The sequence below is a fragment of the Micromonospora sp. NPDC048170 genome (assembly GCF_040652795.1).
GTDB lineage: Bacteria > Actinomycetota > Actinomycetes > Mycobacteriales > Micromonosporaceae > Micromonospora.
This window is the reverse complement of sequence record NZ_JBEZMR010000002.1, coordinates 573,275-588,440: the sequence shown is the minus strand read 5'-3', so window position 1 is coordinate 588,440 and position 15,166 is coordinate 573,275. Positions and strand designations below refer to the sequence as shown.

General features: G+C 71.4%; 14 protein-coding genes. 3 read left to right on the top strand and 11 right to left on the bottom strand.

Features of this window, described 5'->3' with window-relative positions; all coding sequences use genetic code 11:
* Window positions 1-67: 67 nt before the first annotated feature.
* The 3 genes from mqnP to AB0D32_RS06260 all read right to left on the bottom strand — a co-directional run bounded on the left by mqnP (window position 68) and on the right by AB0D32_RS06260 (window position 3,118).
* Complete coding sequence (gene mqnP, locus AB0D32_RS06270; RefSeq protein WP_357085520.1) at window positions 68-1,042, bottom strand: menaquinone biosynthesis prenyltransferase MqnP; 975 nt, start codon at window positions 1,040-1,042, stop codon at window positions 68-70.
* Complete coding sequence (locus tag AB0D32_RS06265) at window positions 1,042-2,502, bottom strand: menaquinone biosynthesis decarboxylase (protein WP_357085518.1); 1,461 nt, start codon at window positions 2,500-2,502, stop codon at window positions 1,042-1,044. Before AB0D32_RS06265 ends, mqnP begins: the two co-directional genes overlap by 1 nt.
* A gap of 61 nt (window positions 2,503-2,563) precedes the next feature.
* Window positions 2,564-3,118: a carboxymuconolactone decarboxylase family protein gene (locus AB0D32_RS06260; RefSeq protein WP_357085516.1), complete on the bottom strand. Its 555-nt coding sequence runs from the start codon at window positions 3,116-3,118 to the stop codon at window positions 2,564-2,566.
* A 113-nt stretch (window positions 3,119-3,231) separates the two neighbouring features.
* On the opposite strand from AB0D32_RS06260, the gene AB0D32_RS06255 reads away from it, so the two are divergent.
* Both AB0D32_RS06255 and AB0D32_RS06250 read left to right on the top strand, forming a co-directional pair.
* The gene (locus tag AB0D32_RS06255; RefSeq protein ID WP_357085513.1) at window positions 3,232-3,708 is read left to right on the top strand and encodes a helix-turn-helix domain-containing protein; all 477 of its coding nucleotides are present in this window, start codon (window positions 3,232-3,234) and stop codon (window positions 3,706-3,708) included.
* Window positions 3,709-3,812: 104 nt separating this feature from the next.
* On the top strand, window positions 3,813-4,967 hold the full coding sequence (locus AB0D32_RS06250) for an FUSC family protein (protein ID WP_357085511.1): 1,155 nt from the start codon (window positions 3,813-3,815) through the stop codon (window positions 4,965-4,967).
* Between the two features lie 76 nt (window positions 4,968-5,043).
* Here the strand turns inward: AB0D32_RS06250 and ccsB are convergent, their stop codons facing one another.
* The 6 genes from ccsB to hemL form a co-directional block, all read right to left on the bottom strand.
* On the bottom strand, window positions 5,044-6,018 hold the full coding sequence (gene ccsB / locus AB0D32_RS06245) for a c-type cytochrome biogenesis protein CcsB (protein WP_357085509.1): 975 nt from the start codon (window positions 6,016-6,018) through the stop codon (window positions 5,044-5,046).
* On the bottom strand, window positions 6,018-7,673 hold the full coding sequence (locus AB0D32_RS06240; protein WP_357085507.1) for a cytochrome c biogenesis protein ResB: 1,656 nt from the start codon (window positions 7,671-7,673) through the stop codon (window positions 6,018-6,020). Before AB0D32_RS06240 ends, ccsB begins: the two co-directional genes overlap by 1 nt.
* On the bottom strand, window positions 7,673-8,548 hold the full coding sequence (locus AB0D32_RS06235; RefSeq protein WP_357085505.1) for a cytochrome c biogenesis protein CcdA: 876 nt from the start codon (window positions 8,546-8,548) through the stop codon (window positions 7,673-7,675). The genes AB0D32_RS06240 and AB0D32_RS06235 overlap by 1 nt, the downstream gene beginning before the upstream one ends.
* Window positions 8,548-9,123, bottom strand: coding sequence for a TlpA disulfide reductase family protein (locus tag AB0D32_RS06230; RefSeq protein ID WP_357085502.1), 576 nt, complete (start codon window positions 9,121-9,123; stop codon window positions 8,548-8,550). The genes AB0D32_RS06235 and AB0D32_RS06230 overlap by 1 nt, the downstream gene beginning before the upstream one ends.
* Window positions 9,123-9,770 carry a histidine phosphatase family protein gene (locus AB0D32_RS06225; RefSeq protein WP_357085500.1) on the bottom strand — a complete coding sequence of 216 codons (648 nt, stop codon included), beginning with the start codon at window positions 9,768-9,770 and terminating at the stop codon, window positions 9,123-9,125. Before AB0D32_RS06225 ends, AB0D32_RS06230 begins: the two co-directional genes overlap by 1 nt.
* A 124-nt stretch (window positions 9,771-9,894) precedes the next feature.
* Window positions 9,895-11,232, bottom strand: coding sequence for a glutamate-1-semialdehyde 2,1-aminomutase (gene hemL, locus AB0D32_RS06220; protein ID WP_357085498.1), 1,338 nt, complete (start codon window positions 11,230-11,232; stop codon window positions 9,895-9,897).
* 313 nt (window positions 11,233-11,545) lie between these two features.
* Here hemL and AB0D32_RS06215 point away from each other — a divergent pair, with 313 nt between their 5' ends.
* Entirely contained in the window at window positions 11,546-11,881 is a 336-nt protein-coding gene (locus AB0D32_RS06215) for an STAS domain-containing protein (RefSeq protein WP_357085496.1), read from the top strand.
* 230 nt (window positions 11,882-12,111) lie between these two features.
* Here AB0D32_RS06215 and AB0D32_RS06210 read toward each other — a convergent pair whose 3' ends face one another.
* The gene (locus AB0D32_RS06210) at window positions 12,112-12,666 is read right to left on the bottom strand and encodes a response regulator (RefSeq protein WP_357085494.1); all 555 of its coding nucleotides are present in this window, start codon (window positions 12,664-12,666) and stop codon (window positions 12,112-12,114) included.
* The coding region (locus AB0D32_RS06205) for an ATP-binding protein (RefSeq protein ID WP_357085492.1) at window positions 12,663-15,166 on the bottom strand (2,504 nt) is incomplete at its 5' end. The genes AB0D32_RS06205 and AB0D32_RS06210, both read right to left, overlap by 4 nt.

Below are 15,166 nucleotides of genomic sequence, written 5' to 3'. Positions count from 1 at the left end.
CCCGCCGCCGGCTGGCACCGGTAGGGCCGGCAACGGCCCGCCCGGCCTGGTCCGGCAGGATCGGCGGTCAGGCCCGCAGGCCGAGGCGGATCACCAGGTCGAGCAGGGCGAACACGAACAGCGCGATGCCGACGAAGCCGTTGGCGGTGAAGAAGGCCCGGTTCACCTTGCTCAGGTCGGTCGGGCTGACGACCAGGTGCTGGTAGCCGAAGGCGAACGCGGTCAGCGCCAGCCCGATCCACCAGAGCCAGCCGAAGCCGACCAGCGCCCCGAACCAGATGAAGAGCGCGAACGTCACCACGTGCGCGACGGTGGAGGCGTGCAGCGCGAACCGCAGCCCGTAGCGGGCCGGCACGCTGTGCACGCCGATCTGCCGGTCGACCTCGGCGTCCTGGCAGGCGTAGATGAGGTCGAACCCGCCGATCCAGAGGCCGACGGCCACGCCGAGCAGCCAGGCCGGCCAGGAGCCGTCGAGGGTGCCGGTGACGCCCAGCCAGGCGCCGACCGGGCCGACTGCCTGGGCGACAGCCAGGATGGCGTGCGGCCAGTTGGTGAACCGCTTGCCGTACGGGTAGACGATCAGCGGCACCACGGCCAGCGGCGCGAGCACCAGGCAGAGCGGGTTGAGCAGGGCGGCGGCGGCGAGGAAGACCACGAGCGCGACGGCTGCGCCGGTCCAGGCCGTCCGCACGCTGACCGCCCCGGTGACCAGCTCCCGGGCGGCGGTACGCGGGTTCCGCGCGTCGATCCGGCGGTCCAGGATCCGGTTGGCGGCCATCGCGAACGTCCGCGCGCCGACCATCGCCACGGTGATCAGCAGCAGGTCCCCCCACCGCACCCGCCCTCCGTTGACCTGCATGGCGGTCAACGCCGACAGGTACGCGAACGGCAACGCGAACACGGAGTGCTCGATCGCCACGAGGTCGAGGAAGGCCCGCACCTTCCCCCGCGATCTTGCACTCGCCGCCCCGACAGAGGCGGACGAACCAGGCGAATCGGGGGCCGAAACTGCAAGATCGCGGGGATCGGAGGGTGTGGGCATCAGATGCCGTACTCCTTCCAGCGCTTGTCGACCAGGGAGACGACCTCGGGGGCCATCCGCATCTCCTCGGGCCAGCCCCGGGTGTAGCCCTCGGTGGGCAGCTTGCGGGTGGCGTCGACGCCCGCCTTGCCGCCCCAGAACTGCTGGTACGACGCGTGGTCCAGGTGGTCCACCGGGCCCTCGGTGAGCAGCAGGTCGCGGGCGTAGTCGACGTTGCCGAAGGCGCGGAACGCGACCTCGTTGTAGTCGTGCACGTCGCAGTCCTCGTCGACGATCACGATCAGCTTGGTCAGCGACATCATGTGCGCGCCCCAGATCGCGTTCATGACCTTCTGCGCGTGCTTCGGGTAGCGCTTGCGGATCGACACGATCGCGCAGTTGTGGAAGACCCCGGCGGCAGGCAGGTCGTAGTCGACGATGTCCGGGATCAGGAAGCGCAGCAACGGCGCGAAGATCCGCTCGGTGGCCTTGCCGAGGCCGTGGTCCTCCTGGGGCGGCTGCGACGTGACGATCGAGTGGTAGACCGGGTCGCGCTGCATGGTCATGCATTCGATGTGCATCACCGGGAAGGGCTCCACCGGCGTGTAGAAGCCGGTGTGGTCGCCGAACGGGCCCTCCGGAAGCCGCTCACCCGGCTCGATGTAGCCCTCCAGGACGATCTGCGCGTGCGCCGGCACCTGCAACGGGACCGTCAGGCAGTCCGTCATCTCGACCCGCTCGCCGCGCAGGTACCCGGCGAACAGGTATTCGTCGATGTCGGCGGGAAGTGGCGCGCTGGCCGAGTAGGCGACCGCGGGGTCCGTACCGATGGCGATCGCCACCGGCAGCCGCTGCCCGAGCCGCTCGGCGACCGCGTGGTGCGCCGTGGAGTTCTTGTGGATCTGCCAGTGCATGCCGATGGTGTTCCGCGAGTGCTGCTGCAACCGGTACAGCCCCAGGTTGCGCTTGCCGGTCTCGGGGTGCTTGGTGTGGGTCAGCCCGAAGTTGTGGAAGATCCCGCCGTCGCCCGGCCAGACCTGCAGCCCCGGCAGCCGGTTCAGGTCGACGTCGTCGCCGCGGTAGACCACCTGCTGGCAGGGGGCGGTCTTGACCTTCTTCGGCGGCATCGACTTCAGCTGCATGACCTTGCCGAGGCCGTCCATCATCCCGGAGAGGCCCATCGGCAACTCCGGCTTGAGCATGTTGCCGATCCGCTCGCCGATCTCGTCGAGACTCTCGACGCCGAGCGCCATCGCCATCCGCTTCTCGGTGCCGAACAGGTTGATCGCCACCGGCATCTCGCCCCGGGTCGGCCGCTCGAAGAGCAACGCCGGGCCGCCCGCACGAACGGTCCGGGTGACGACCTCGCTGATCTCCAGGGTGGGGTCGACCGGCGCGCTCACCCGCCGCAGTTCGCCCGCGCGCTCCAGCGCCGCGAGAAAGTCCTTGAGATCCGTGTACGGGAAGCCACGAGCAGCCATGCCTGCCAGTCTCCCGCACCGGTCGGGGCCGCAACCACGCCGGGTGGTGTGACACCGGCGATCACGGGACCGGTACCCAGGCGTACGCGGCCACGGGCGGGTCGAGCGGGGCGCCGGTGAGCCGGTTGGCGAAGGTGGAGATGGTGTACGTGCCGACGCCGAGGACGACGTCCAGGGCGTGCCGGGGCTGGTAGCCGGCCGCCAGGAAGGCGCGCGTCCCCTCCTCGGGCACCGCGCCCCGGTGGTCGAGTACGGCGACGGTGAAGCGCCGCAGCGCCTCCAGCCGGCCGTCGGGCAGGGGCGTGCCGGCGCGGAGCGCCTCGATCAGCTCCGGCGCGGCGCCGTGCCGGGTGAGGGTGGCGGTGTGCATGGCGACGCAGAGGTGGCACTCGTTGCGGGTGGCCACGGTCAGCACGACGACCTCCCGCTCGACCGGGTCGAGCGCGCAGCTCTCGAAGATGCCGTTGACGGCGAGGAAGCCGTTGAGCAGTTCCGGGGACTCGGCCATCAGGCCGACGGCGGCGGGCAGGTGCCCGAGCCTGCGGCGTACCCCCTCGATGGTCGGCCGGGCGGCGGCGGGGGCGGTGTCGACGGTGTGCGCGGTGAACGGGGACACGGGGAGCCTGCTCTCAGGGTCGGGGAGGGGCGGCGCGGCCGGATCGGCGGCGCGCCGCGCGTGACGTAGAATCGTCAACGTGGTTGTCGAAATCGTAAACCAGGTTGTCGAACGTGGCAACGGCTGAACCCGACCGGCCCGGCTTCCTGCTGCCCCTGCTGCTGCTGGCCGGCTTCCGGACGCTCATCGACGACCTGCACGCGGAGCTGGCCCGACAGGGGCACCCTGAGCTGCGGCCCCTGCACGGCTTCGTCCTCCAGGCCGTCGGCGGCGAGGGCACCACCGCCACCGAGCTGGGCCAGCGACTCGGCGTCTCCAAGCAGGCGGCCGGAAAGACGGTGGACCGGCTGGTCGCCCTGGGCTACCTGGAACGCGCCGACGACCCACACGACGCCCGGCGCAAGCTGGTCCGGATGACCCCGCACGGCCTGGACGGCCTGCGCCGCTCGGCGGCCGTCTTCGACCAGCTGCGGCAGGGGTGGGCCACCGCCCTCGGCACCGACCGGGTCGCCGCCCTGGAGGACGACCTGCGCGCGGTCACCCCGGCCAACCCGTTCCGCCTCGACGTGCCCGGCTGGTTCGGCGGCTGACCCACCCGGCGGGCGGGAACCCGAAACCGCGCTGCGGAAGAGACCGCACCGCCGAACGACGAACGGCCGGTCACGTCGTTGAACCAGCGATGGGGAGGACGCGCGTGGCCCGGCTGGCGCACTGGTTCCGTACCGCCTGGGACCGCCTGCGAAGCGGTTGGCAACTGCTGGCGGCGGTGACCCTGGGGGCGACCGCGTCCTGGTTCGTCGCCAGCCGCCTCATCGGCGGCCCGCACGGTGGTGACGACAGCGCGGCGTTCTACGCACCGGCAGCCGCGCTGATCGTCCTGTCCCAGGCCCGGGGCGTACGGCTGGGGCAGGCGATCCGGGTCCTGGTCGGGATCGCGGTCGGGGTGGTCCTCGGCGAGGTCGCCATCTGGCTGCTCGGTGCCCGCTCCACCGCCGCCATCTTCGTCGTCATCCTGGCCGCGGCCGGGCTGTCGATCGCCGCCGGTGCCGCGGGCGTCGTCCGGAACCAGTTGACGACGTCCGCGCTCTTTCTGGTCGCCGTGGTCCCGCCGAACAAGGAACTGGAGCCGACCCGCCTCTACGACGCGCTGATCGGTGGCACCATCGCGTTGCTGATCACCCAGGTTGCCGGCGCACGCTCGCCGCTGGCGCCACTGGACGCCGAGGGGCGGCGGGCGTTCACGGAGTTGTCCGGGGTGCTGGACAGCATCCGTCAGGCAGTGCAACGACACGACGAGAAGGCGGCCCGGGCCGTGCTCGACCGGGCACGGCAGTTGGACTCGCGTACCGCCGCGCTCCGCAGGGCCGTGCTGGTCGCCGACGAGAACCTGCGTCTCGCGATCTGGGAACGGCGCAGCCGCCCTCGGGTCCAGGCCGCCCGAGCCACCGTCGACCAGGTCGACTACGCCGTCCGCAACACCCGGACGCTGGCGCGCTCGGCAGTGACACTCACCCGGCTGCCGGATCCGACGCCGCCACAACTCGGCACCGCGCTGGCCTCGCTGAGTCAGCTGACGGACTGTGCCGCCGCGGTGCTCGCCGCCGTCGTCTCCGGCGAGAGCGACGCGGCCGACAGGCATGCCGACCAGGCGGGGAGGATCGCGGTCGACACCGTCCAGGCGATGGCCCCGTTGCTCCGGCACGACCAGTCGTTGCCGGTCAGCACGTCCATCGGCCAGATCCGGATGGTCGTCGTCGACCTGCTGCGCAGCGCCAAGGCGGACAAGCCGGAGGTGCTGGACGCGATCGACCAGACGCTGGACCTGCCCGCCGGCCGGCCGGAACGGTGATCGGCGCGCACCCGGCCCGGCCAGCACACCGACCCGGGTGAGAAGTGTGGTTCTACACAGCGTGGAAGACGGAGACTCAGTCCAGGCCGCCGTACGAGTGCAGGCCCTCGAAGAAGATGTTCACGCCGAACAGGTTCATCAGCATGGTGAGGAAGCCGACGATGGCCAGCCAGGTCGCCACGTTCCGCTTCACGCTCGGCGTGGCCCGGGCGTGCAGGTAGCCGGCGTAGATCACCCAGGAGATGAACGACCAGGTCTCCTTCGGGTCCCAGCCCCAGGGCCGCCCCCAGGCCGCCTCGGCCCAGATCGCCCCGGCGATCACCGCGAAGGTGAAGATCGGGAACGCGAAGGCGTGCAGCACGAAGGTCAGCCGCTCCAGCGCCGCCGCCGCCGGCAGCCGCTTCGCCAGCGTGTACGGGAAGCTCCGCCTGCCCCGCTCGTAGCCGCTGCGCATCAGGAACGCCACCGCCGGCACCGCGCCCAGCAGGAAGATGCCGGAGGCGAACACGATCGTCGAGACGTGGATGATGAACCAGTACGAGTTGAGTGCCGGCACCAGGGGCACGATCGGGGTGTAGAGCACCAGCTCGGCGGTCGCCACCAGCAGCACCATCACCAGCGACAGGAACAGCCCGAGGCGGCGCAGCTGCGGGCGCTTCCAGAGCACCACCAGCCAGGCGGCGGCGCCGATCCAGGTGACCGTGAGCACGAACTCGTACATGTTGCCCCAGGGCATCCGGTCGGCGGCGAGGCCGCGGGTGACCAGCGCCCCGAGGTGCAGCAGCGACCCGAGCGCGGTGGCGCCGACGGCGAACAGACCCGCCAGCCGGGCGCGCCGGGCGGTGCGCTCGGCCGCCGACGCCCCGTTCGCGACGGGACTCTCCGGGATGACGCCTCCGGCCGCGCCGACGCCGGCCCCGACCAGCTCGCGGGCGGGCGCCGCAGTCCGCGCCCGGGCGTTGCCGAGCGCGTACTCGACGGCGTGGCAGATCATCGCGACCAGGTACACCAGGATCGCGAACGACACCAGCTGATCGGAGAGTGCGGACATCACTCGGCTCCTTCTCGCGCTCCGGCCCGGTCGCCGCCGTCACGATCGACACCGGCCTCCTCGTCCGGCCGCCCGTCGCCACCGATCGCGGCCACGAGTTGCGCGAACTCGTCGGCGAACCCGGGATGGTCGGTGCGCGGCAGGCCACCGGCCTCGACCAAACTACTACCGCTCGTCGGAGATCCACTCGCCGGGTCGGCCGGAAGCACCCGGAAGAAGACCCGGCGGCGCCGCCCGAACAGCGAGCCCATCAGCCCGACCAGCAGGACGGCGGAGCTGACCAGCAGCAACGTCGAGCCGGGGTCGTACCGGACCGACAGGGTGATGTACGGCTTCGTGTCCAGGAACTCGACAGTGGTGCCGTCGTCCAGCTTCCAGGTCTCGCCCTTGCGGAGCAGCTTCGTGCCGACCTCCTTGACCTTGCCGGCGCTCACCTGCCGCTGGTCCAGCTTGTAGATCGAGCCGGGGATGCCGGCGTCCATGCCCAGGTTGCCCCGGTAGGCGACGAGGTTCAGCGCGGGATTCCGCTCGGTCGGGTACTCGGAGCGGGCGAACGGCGCGGCGGCCGGCGCGGTCGGCAGGTAGAGGCCGGAGAAGGCCATCTGGAGGTTCGGGTCCCGGCTGCCGGTGGCCGGGTCGACGTTGATGTCCGGGAAGGCCGCCAGCCCCTCGCTCGTCAGCCCGATGTCACCGGTGGTCAGGAACGGCACCGCACTGGTCTGGCTACGACCGAACCGGTCGGTGTAGCGGATCACCGGGGCGTAGCCGTGGCCGAGCAGGTAGACGTTCGCGCCGTCGAGGCGCAGCGGCGAGTTGACCGAGAAGTTGGCCTGCCGCCGCTCGCCGCCGTCCTCGTCGACGGTCACCTTGGCGTTGAAGAACTCCGGCTGCCCCGACTCGATGAACCGGGCCTCGAAGTCGTCGAGCCGGACGCAGAAGCCGGGCAGGTCGGCGGCGCCCACCCGGGGCCCGAGCTTGCTCTCGGCGTACTGCTGGCGGGTGTTGCAGAACGCGTTCTCCTCGCCGGCGACCAGCAACCTGTTGCCGCTCCAGCCGTACCAGGAGCCGAGCGCCACGCCGACCAGCACGACCACCATCGAGCTGTGGAAGAGCAGGTTGCCGGTCTCCTTGAGGTAGCCCTTCTCGGCGGAGACCTCGTCGCCGCGCACCACCACCCGCCAGCGCCGCCGGCGCAGCGCCTCCGCGATCGCCGCGGCGCCACCCTCCGGCGCGGGCAGCACCGTGTGCTGCGGCAGCCGGTCCAGCCGCTTCGGTGCGGCCGGCGGCTTCGACCGCAGCGCCCGTACGTGGTCGCGCAGCCGGGGCGTGATGCAGCCGATCAGCGAGGTGAAGAGCAGCAGGTAGATGGCGGAGAACCAGACCGAGCCGAACGCCTCGAAGGCGCCGATCCGGTCCAGCACCGGGGCCAGGTCGGGGTACGCGGTGAAGTAGTCCCGCACGTCCTCCGGGTTGACCCCGCGCTGCGGCAGCACCGAGCCGGGGATGGCGGCCACCGCGAGCAGGAAGAGCAGCACCAGGGCCGTACGCATGCTGGTGAGCTGCCGCCACGAGTTGCGTAGCAGGGCCAGCAGGCGGTTGGGCCGACTCCGGGGAGCCTGGGCGGGCGGTGCCGGCCGCTCGTCGACGGCGGTCATCAGATGCTCACCTCGCCCACCCCTACGGTGGTCTGCAACCAGATCACGAAGTTCGTCCAGCCGCCGGTGACCAGCGCCAGGCCGATCAGGATCAGCAGCGCACCACCCACCCGGGTGATCCAGCGGCTGTTGCGCCGGATGGCGCGGAAGACCCCGAGCAGGCGTTCGAAGCCCAGCCCGAAGACGACGAACGGTATCCCCAACCCGAGGCAGTACGCCACGGCGAGCACCACGGCCCGGTCGGTCTTACCCTCGACTGCTGCCATGCCGAGCACCGCGCCGAGCGTCGGGCCGACGCAGGGCACCCAGCTCAGCGCGAAGACCGCGCCGAACACCGGGGCGCCGAGCAGCCCGGCGGCGGGCAGCCGCTGGATGCGGAACTCCCGCTGCATCCCCGGGACCACCCCGACGTAGCTCAGCCCGAGCACGACGATCAGCGCGCCGACGACGATCTCCAGCGTCCGCTCGTACTCGAAGAAGACCCTGCCGACGGTGGCGAACAGGATGGCGGTGGCGGTGAAGACGACGGTGAAGCCGCCGATGAACAGCAGCGTGCCGGCCAGCACCCGGCCCTTGACCGCGACCGTGGCCGACGCGGTGCGCTCCCGCACCGCCACCGGACCGCTGCCACCGCTGCCGCCGTTGTCGGCGCTGTCTGCGTCGGGAAGGGCTCCTTCCGCTGCCGGGGTGCCCTTCCTCGCCCGTGGGCGGGTTTCGAGGTCCGCGCCGGCGAGGCCCGTGACGTACGACAGGTAGCCCGGCAGCAGCGGGAGCACGCACGGGGAGAGGAAGCTGACCAGCCCGGCGAGCGCCGCCGCGCCGATGGCGAGCAGCAGCGGACCCGACTGGGCGAGTTCCCGGAACGTCTCGCCCATCAGCGTGAACCGTTGGGCGCCGGTTGCTCGGCCGCGATCCGCTCGACGATGGGCTGGAAGCTCTCCCGCTTGACCGCCGCCCGGATCACCACGGCGATCCGGCCGTCCCGGTCCAGCACGACGGTGGCCGGGATGGTGTTCGGCGCGATGTCGAGGGCGAGCGCCAGCCGGCTCGGCGGGTCGAACAGGCTCGGGTAGGTGATCTTGAAGCTCTCCTCGAAGGCGAGCGCCTTGTCCCGCTGGTCCTGGATGTTGACGCCCAGGAAGGTCACCCCGGACGCCCTGGTGGCCTGGTACGTGCCCTCCAGGTCGTCCGCCTCGGCCCGGCACGGCGCGCACCACGAGCCCCAGAAGTTGACGACCACGACCTGGCCACGGTCCTTCGCCACGTCGTAGCTGCCGCCGGTGAGCAGCTCACCGGCGAGCTTCGGAGGGGCAGAACGCTGGTCGGGGGCGCACTCGATGACGCCCTCCCGGGTGTCGCAGGCCTCCTCCCGGTCGCGCGACGAGCAACCGGCCAACGCCACCGTCACGATGGTGGCGAGCAGACCCGCGGTGAACCTCCGGGCGTTCATCAGGCTCCCTTGGCCGTCCGGGCTGTCGACGACATCGCGACCAGGTGGGCGGCCGGCTCGGAGTAGCCGATGCCGACCACCTTGGCACCGTCGAAGTGGAACGAGGTGAGGCTGGCCAGCCCGCACTGGCGCCGGCGCGGGTCGTGCCAGAGCCGCTTGCGTTCGACGTGCCGGCGCAGCGTCCAGATCGGGAGCTGGTGCGAGACCAGCACCGCCTCGCGTCCCTCGGCGGCCACCCGGGCGGCGTGCAGGGCGGCGAACATCCGCTCCGCGATGACCCGGTAGGCCTCGCCCCAGGACGGCGTGACCGGGTCCCGCAGCACCCACCAGTTGCGCGGATCCCGGAAGGAGCCGTCGCCGGGAGAGACCTTCTTGCCCTCGAACCAGTTGGCGCTCTCGATGAGCCGCTCGTCCACCCCGACCGGCAACCCGAACTGCGCGGCGATCGGCTCGGCCGTCTGCTGGGCGCGTTCCAGCGGGCTGGCCACCACGTGCACGACCTCCCGCTCGGCCAGCCCCTGCGCGGCGGCCTTCGCCATCTGCACGCCGAGCTCGGAGAGGCGGAAGCCCGGCAGCCGGCCGTAGAGGATGCCGTCCGGGTTGTGCACCTCGCCGTGCCGCAGCACGTGGACCACCGTCTTGCTCACCGCTGCGCCCCCTTCGTTCGCGACTGCGGGGCTCGCAAACCCGGCTCACTCCTCGCGCTCACCGCTACGCCCTTCGTTCGCGACTGCGGGGCTCGCAAACCCGGCTCACTCCTCGCGCTCACCGCTACCCCCCGTGACCTGCCGCTGCCGCAGCGCTGGCCGCCACCGGCAGTGCGGCGGCGATCTGCTCCAGAGCGGCGTCGTCCAGCGCCGCCGACACGAACCACGCCTCGAACGCGCTCGGCGGCAGGTAGACACCGCTGGCGAGCATCGCGTGGAAGAACGCCTTGAACGCGGGCACCTGCTGCGTGCGGGCGCTGTCGTAGTCGACCACGTCGGCGTCGGTGAAGAAGATCGAGAACATGTTTCCCGCGTACGACAGCCGGTGCGGGACCCCGGCGGCGGAGAGCGCGTCGGCGGCGAGCCTGCCCACGGCGGCGGCCGTCTCGTCCAGCCTGCGGTAGAGCGCGTCGTCGGCCAGCCGCAGGGTGGCCAGGCCGGCGGCGCAGGCCAGCGGGTTACCGGAGAGGGTGCCGGCCTGGTAGACCGGGCCGGCGGGGGCCAGTCGTTCCATGATCTCCGCGCGCCCGCCGAACGCCGCGGCCGGCAGCCCACCCCCCATGACCTTGCCGTACGTCCACAGGTCGGCATCGGAGGGGTCGAGGCCGTGCCAACCGGCGCGGGAGACCCGGAACCCGGTCATCACCTCGTCGACGATGAGCAGCGCGCCGTGCGCGTGCGCGATCCGGGCGAGCTGGGAGTTGAAACCGTCGCGCGGGGCGACCACGCCCATGTTGCCGGCGGCGGCCTCGGTGATGATCGCGGCGATGTGCTGGCCCTCGGCGGCGAACGCCTGCTCCACGGCGGCGACGTCGTTGTACGGCAGCACGATCGTGTCACCCGCCGCCGCGCCGGTCACCCCCGGCGAATCGGGCAGGCCGAGGGTGGCGACGCCCGAGCCGGCGGCGGCCAGCAGGCCGTCGGAGTGCCCGTGGTAGCAGCCGGAGAACTTCACGATCCGGGAGCGGCCGGTGAAGCCGCGCGCCAGCCGGATCGCCGACATGGTGGCCTCGGTGCCGGAGTTGACCAGCCGGACCTGCTCGACCGGGGTGCGGTCGACGATCTCGGTGGCCAGCTCGACCTCACCCGGAGTGGGGGTGCCGAAGCTGGTGCCCCGGGTCGCGGCCGACCTGATCGCGTCCACCACCTCCGGATGCGCGTGGCCCAGGATCAGGGGGCCCCAGGAGGAGACCAGGTCGACGTAGCGCCGGTCGTCGGCGTCGTACAGCCAGGGACCCTCCCCCCGGACCATGAAGCGCGGCGTGCCGCCGACGGCACGGAACGCGCGCACGGGGGAGTTCACCCCGCCGGGCACGATGGCCTTGGCGCGGTCGAACAGGGCCTCGGAGGCCGGTGCTTCGGCCGGGTAACGGCCGGGTCCGGCGGGAAACATATCGGTCACGATGCCGCCATTGTGTCAGCGTCGGACGGCGAATCTGCAGGCACCCCGCACGGGGGTTACCCGGCTCACCCGTGCCGGCCCCTCCCGCGCTCCCGGGCGGCGTCACGCCCGTCGCCCGGGTCGGGCTGGTTCCGGCGCCCTGACTCGGGTCTGCGTCCCCTCGCGTTTCCTTCGCGGGAGCGGGTCGTGCTGCGGTCCGACACGAGGTCGAAGGAGGGTGATCCGGCCACCCGCGCCGTGCGTTCCGCCTGACGGGGCTCTGTCGCCGGCCGCTCGACAGGCCGGGTCGCCCGGATCGCGCTAGGCTGACCCGGTGGATCGTGCCGAACTGTCCATCACGCTACACCGGGCGGGCGACGAAGCTGTGCTTCGCCTGGCCGGTGAGATCGACATGCTCACGGCCGCCCAACTGTCGACCGTCGTCAACGAGGTGCTCGTCGATCCGCCGCCGCGGATCGTCCTCGACCTCGGCGGGGTCACCTTCTGCGACTCACAGGGCCTGGGCACCCTCGTCGTACTCAGCCGCAAGGCCAGCCACGCGCAGAGCCTGCTGATGCTGACCAATGTCGGCGACTTCCTGATCCGCGTCCTGGACATCACCGGCCTACGCAGCGCCCTGATGATCCGCAACGACCAGACCACCGGCTGACCCACCCCCGGCGCCCCCACGCGCCCCACACCCGCGCCTCCGTGCCCGAGTCCGCGCGCCCGTCCCGCACCCGTCCCGTGCCCGCGCCCGCGCGCCCGCGTGCCCGCGCGTCGATCTTGCACTTTCGGCCCAATTCTCGTCCGCATTGACCGCTATGTCGGGGCACAAAGTGCAAGATCGGCGCGGGAGAGGGTGGGGCGAGGGTGGGCGGGGTGGGGCGGGGCGGGTGGTCAGGGGGTGTTGCCCCAGCGGGCGTGTTCCAGGAGTTGTACCGCCCGGTCGCGGGCTTCCGGATCGTCCGCGCGCAGCAGCGTGGTGGCCTCGTCGACCGCGTCGGCCAGCACCCGCCACTGCGTGTCGCGCTCCCGCACCAGGTCCGACTGGGCCGCGAGCTGCCGGGTCTTGACCCACAGCTCGACGAAGACCGACACCTTGGCCCGCAGCACCCACGGATCGAACGGCTTGGTCAGGTAGTCGACCGCGCCGACCGCGTAGCCGCGCAGCGCGAGCTGGGCGTCCCGGTCGGCGGCGGTGAGGAAGATGATCGGTACGTGCCGCGTACGCTCACGCCGCTTGATGTGGCTGGCCGTCTCGAAGCCGTCCATGTCCGGCATCTGGGCGTCGAGCAGGATCACCGCGAAGTCGTCGACCAGCAGTTGCTTCAGGGCCGCCTCGCCGCTCTCGACGGCGACGGACTGGACGGGGAGCCCCTGGAGAATCGCCTCCAGGGCCATCAGGTTCTCCCGGCGGTCGTCCACCAGCAGCGCCTTTGCCATCTGGGTCACGAACTCTCCTCGGTTCGGCTGCCGCTGATCCAGGACGACATGAGTTCGATCAACTCGTCCAGGTCGACGGGCTTGGTGATGTAGTCACTTCCGCCGGCCGCCAGCGCCGACTCGCGGTCGCCGGGCATGGCCTTCGCGGTCAGGAAGACGATCGGCAGGTCGGCGAACCGGTGGTTGCGCCTGATCTGTCGGGTCGTCTCGTACCCGTCCTGATCGGGCATCATCGCATCCATCAGGACGATGTCCACCTCCGGATGCTCGGCCAGCAGGCGGACGCCGTCCGCCCCGTTGTCCGAGTACAACACGGTCAGGCCGTGCAGTTCCAACGCGCTGGTCAGCGCGAAGACGTTCCGGACGTCGTCGTCGACGATCAGCACGGTGGTGCCCTCCAGCCTCCGGGTGGCCGGCGTGGAGGCCGGTTCGGGCAGCTCCGGCGGCGGCATGAGCAGCGAGGACGGAAGTCCGGCCCGCGCCGGTGACGGCGGCAGCGGCGCGACCACCGCGTCCGGGGCGAGCACGTCCGGCACGAAGAGGGTGAACGTCGAGCCCTGCCCGGGCGCCGACGCCACCACGATGCTGCCGCCGAGCAGTCGGGCCAGGTCCCGGCTGATCGACAGCCCCAGCCCCGTACCGCCGTAGCGGCGGCTGGTGGTGCCGTCGGCCTGCTGGAACGCCTCGAAGATCAGCGACAGCTTGTCGTCGGAGATGCCGATGCCGGTGTCGACCACCGTGAACGCGATGACCTGCCGTGCGTTGGTCAGGGCCGGCACGTCGAAGACCGTGTTGTCGGGCGCCGGCCCGATCCGCAGCGTCACCGCGCCGTTGTCGGTGAACTTGACCGCGTTGGAGAGCAGGTTGCGCAGGATCTGCTGGAGTCGCTGGGCGTCGGTGACCAGCGCCGCCGGCAGGTCCCTGCTGATCCGCACCTGGAAGTCCAGGTTCTTCTCCTCGGCCTGCGGCGCGAACGCCTGCTCCACGTAGCCGCGGATCTCGTCGAACCGGACCTCGGTGGGCTCGACGTCCATCCGTCCTGCCTCGATCTTCGACAGGTCCAGGATGTCGTCGATCAGCCGCAGCAGGTCGGAACCGGCGCCGTGGATCGTCCGGGCGAACTCGATCTGCTTCGGCGTGAGGTTCTGCTCCGAGTTCTCGGCCAGCAGCCGGGCCAGCAGCAGCAGCGAGTTCAACGGCGTACGCAGCTCGTGGCTCATGTTGGCCAGGAACTCCGACTTGTACGCCGACGCCCTCGTGAGCTGCTGGGCCTTCTCCTCCAGGCCGAGCCGGGCCAGCTCGATCTCCCGGTTCTTCGTCTCGATGTTGCCCTTCTGTTCCGAGAGCAGCTGCGCCTTGTCCTCCAGCTCGGCGTTGGTGCGCTGGAGCTCCGCCGACTGCTCCTGCAACTCGTGGGCGAGCCGCTGGGACTGCGCGAGCAGTTCCTCCGTACGCCGGTTGGCCTGGATGGTGTTGACCGCGATGCCGGTGGTCAGCACGAGCCGCTCCAGGAACGACAGGTGCAGCTCGGAGAAGGCCGCGACGCTGGCGAACTCGATGACCCCGAGCAGCTCGCCCTCGAAGAGCACGGGCAGCACGACCAGGTCGGCCGGCGGGGTCTCGGCGAGCCCGGAGCGAAGCATCAGCTTGCCGTCCGGCGCCCCGCCCATCCGGATCGTCCGGCGGGACAGGGCGGTCTGGCCGACCAGCCCCTCGCCGGGGCCGAAGGTGACCTCCTGTCCCCGGGCGACGTAGCCGTACGAGGCGGTCAACCGCAGCCGCATCACGCCCTCGGAGGTGTCCGCCAGGAAGAACGCGCCGAGCTGCGCGTCGACCAGCGGAGTCACCTCCATCATGATCATGCGGCACACCTCGCCCAGGTCCCGCTGCCCCTGGAGCAGGCCGCCGATCCGGGCCAGGTTCGAGTCGAGCCAGCCCTGCTCGGCGTTCTTCTTGGTCGTCTCCCGGAGGGTGACGATCATCTGGTTGATGTTGTCCTTCAGCTCGGCGACCTCGCCCTGCGCCTTGACCGCGATCCGCTGGGTCAGGTCGCCCCGGGTCACCGAGGTGGAGACCTGCGCGATGGCGCGCAACTGGGTGGTGAGGGTCGAGGCGAGCTGGTTGACGTTCTCGGTGAGGTCCCGCCAGGTGCCCGAGACGCCCTTGACCTGGGCCTGGCCGCCGAGCTTGCCCTCCGTGCCCACCTCGCGGGCCACCCGGGTCACCTCGTCGGCGAACGACGACAACTGGTCCACCATCGTGTTGACGGTGGACTTGAGTTCCAGGATCTCGCCGTGGGCGTCGACGGTGATCTTCTGCGACAGGTCACCCTTCGCCACGGCGGTGGTCACCGAGGCGATGTTGCGCACCTGCGACGTCAGGTTCGACGCCATCGAGTTCACGTTGTCGGTCAGATCCCGCCACGTACCCGAAACGCCCTTCACCTGGGCCTGACCGCCCAGCTTGCCCTCCGTGCCCACCTCGCGGGCCACCCGGGTCACCTCGTCGG

Excerpts from the sequence above, each read along its gene's own strand:
- mqnP (WP_357085520.1), bottom strand. The coding sequence starts at position 1,042 with ATGCCCACACCCTCCGATCCCCGCGATCTTGCAGTTTCGGCCCCCGAT.
- AB0D32_RS06265 (WP_357085518.1), bottom strand. The coding sequence starts at position 2,502 with ATGGCTGCTCGTGGCTTCCCGTACACGGATCTCAAGGACTTTCTCGCG.
- ccsB (WP_357085509.1), bottom strand. The coding sequence starts at position 6,018 with ATGTCCGCACTCTCCGATCAGCTGGTGTCGTTCGCGATCCTGGTGTAC.
- AB0D32_RS06240 (WP_357085507.1), bottom strand. The coding sequence starts at position 7,673 with ATGACCGCCGTCGACGAGCGGCCGGCACCGCCCGCCCAGGCTCCCCGG.
- AB0D32_RS06235 (WP_357085505.1), bottom strand. The coding sequence starts at position 8,548 with ATGGGCGAGACGTTCCGGGAACTCGCCCAGTCGGGTCCGCTGCTGCTC.
- AB0D32_RS06230 (WP_357085502.1), bottom strand. The coding sequence starts at position 9,123 with ATGAACGCCCGGAGGTTCACCGCGGGTCTGCTCGCCACCATCGTGACG.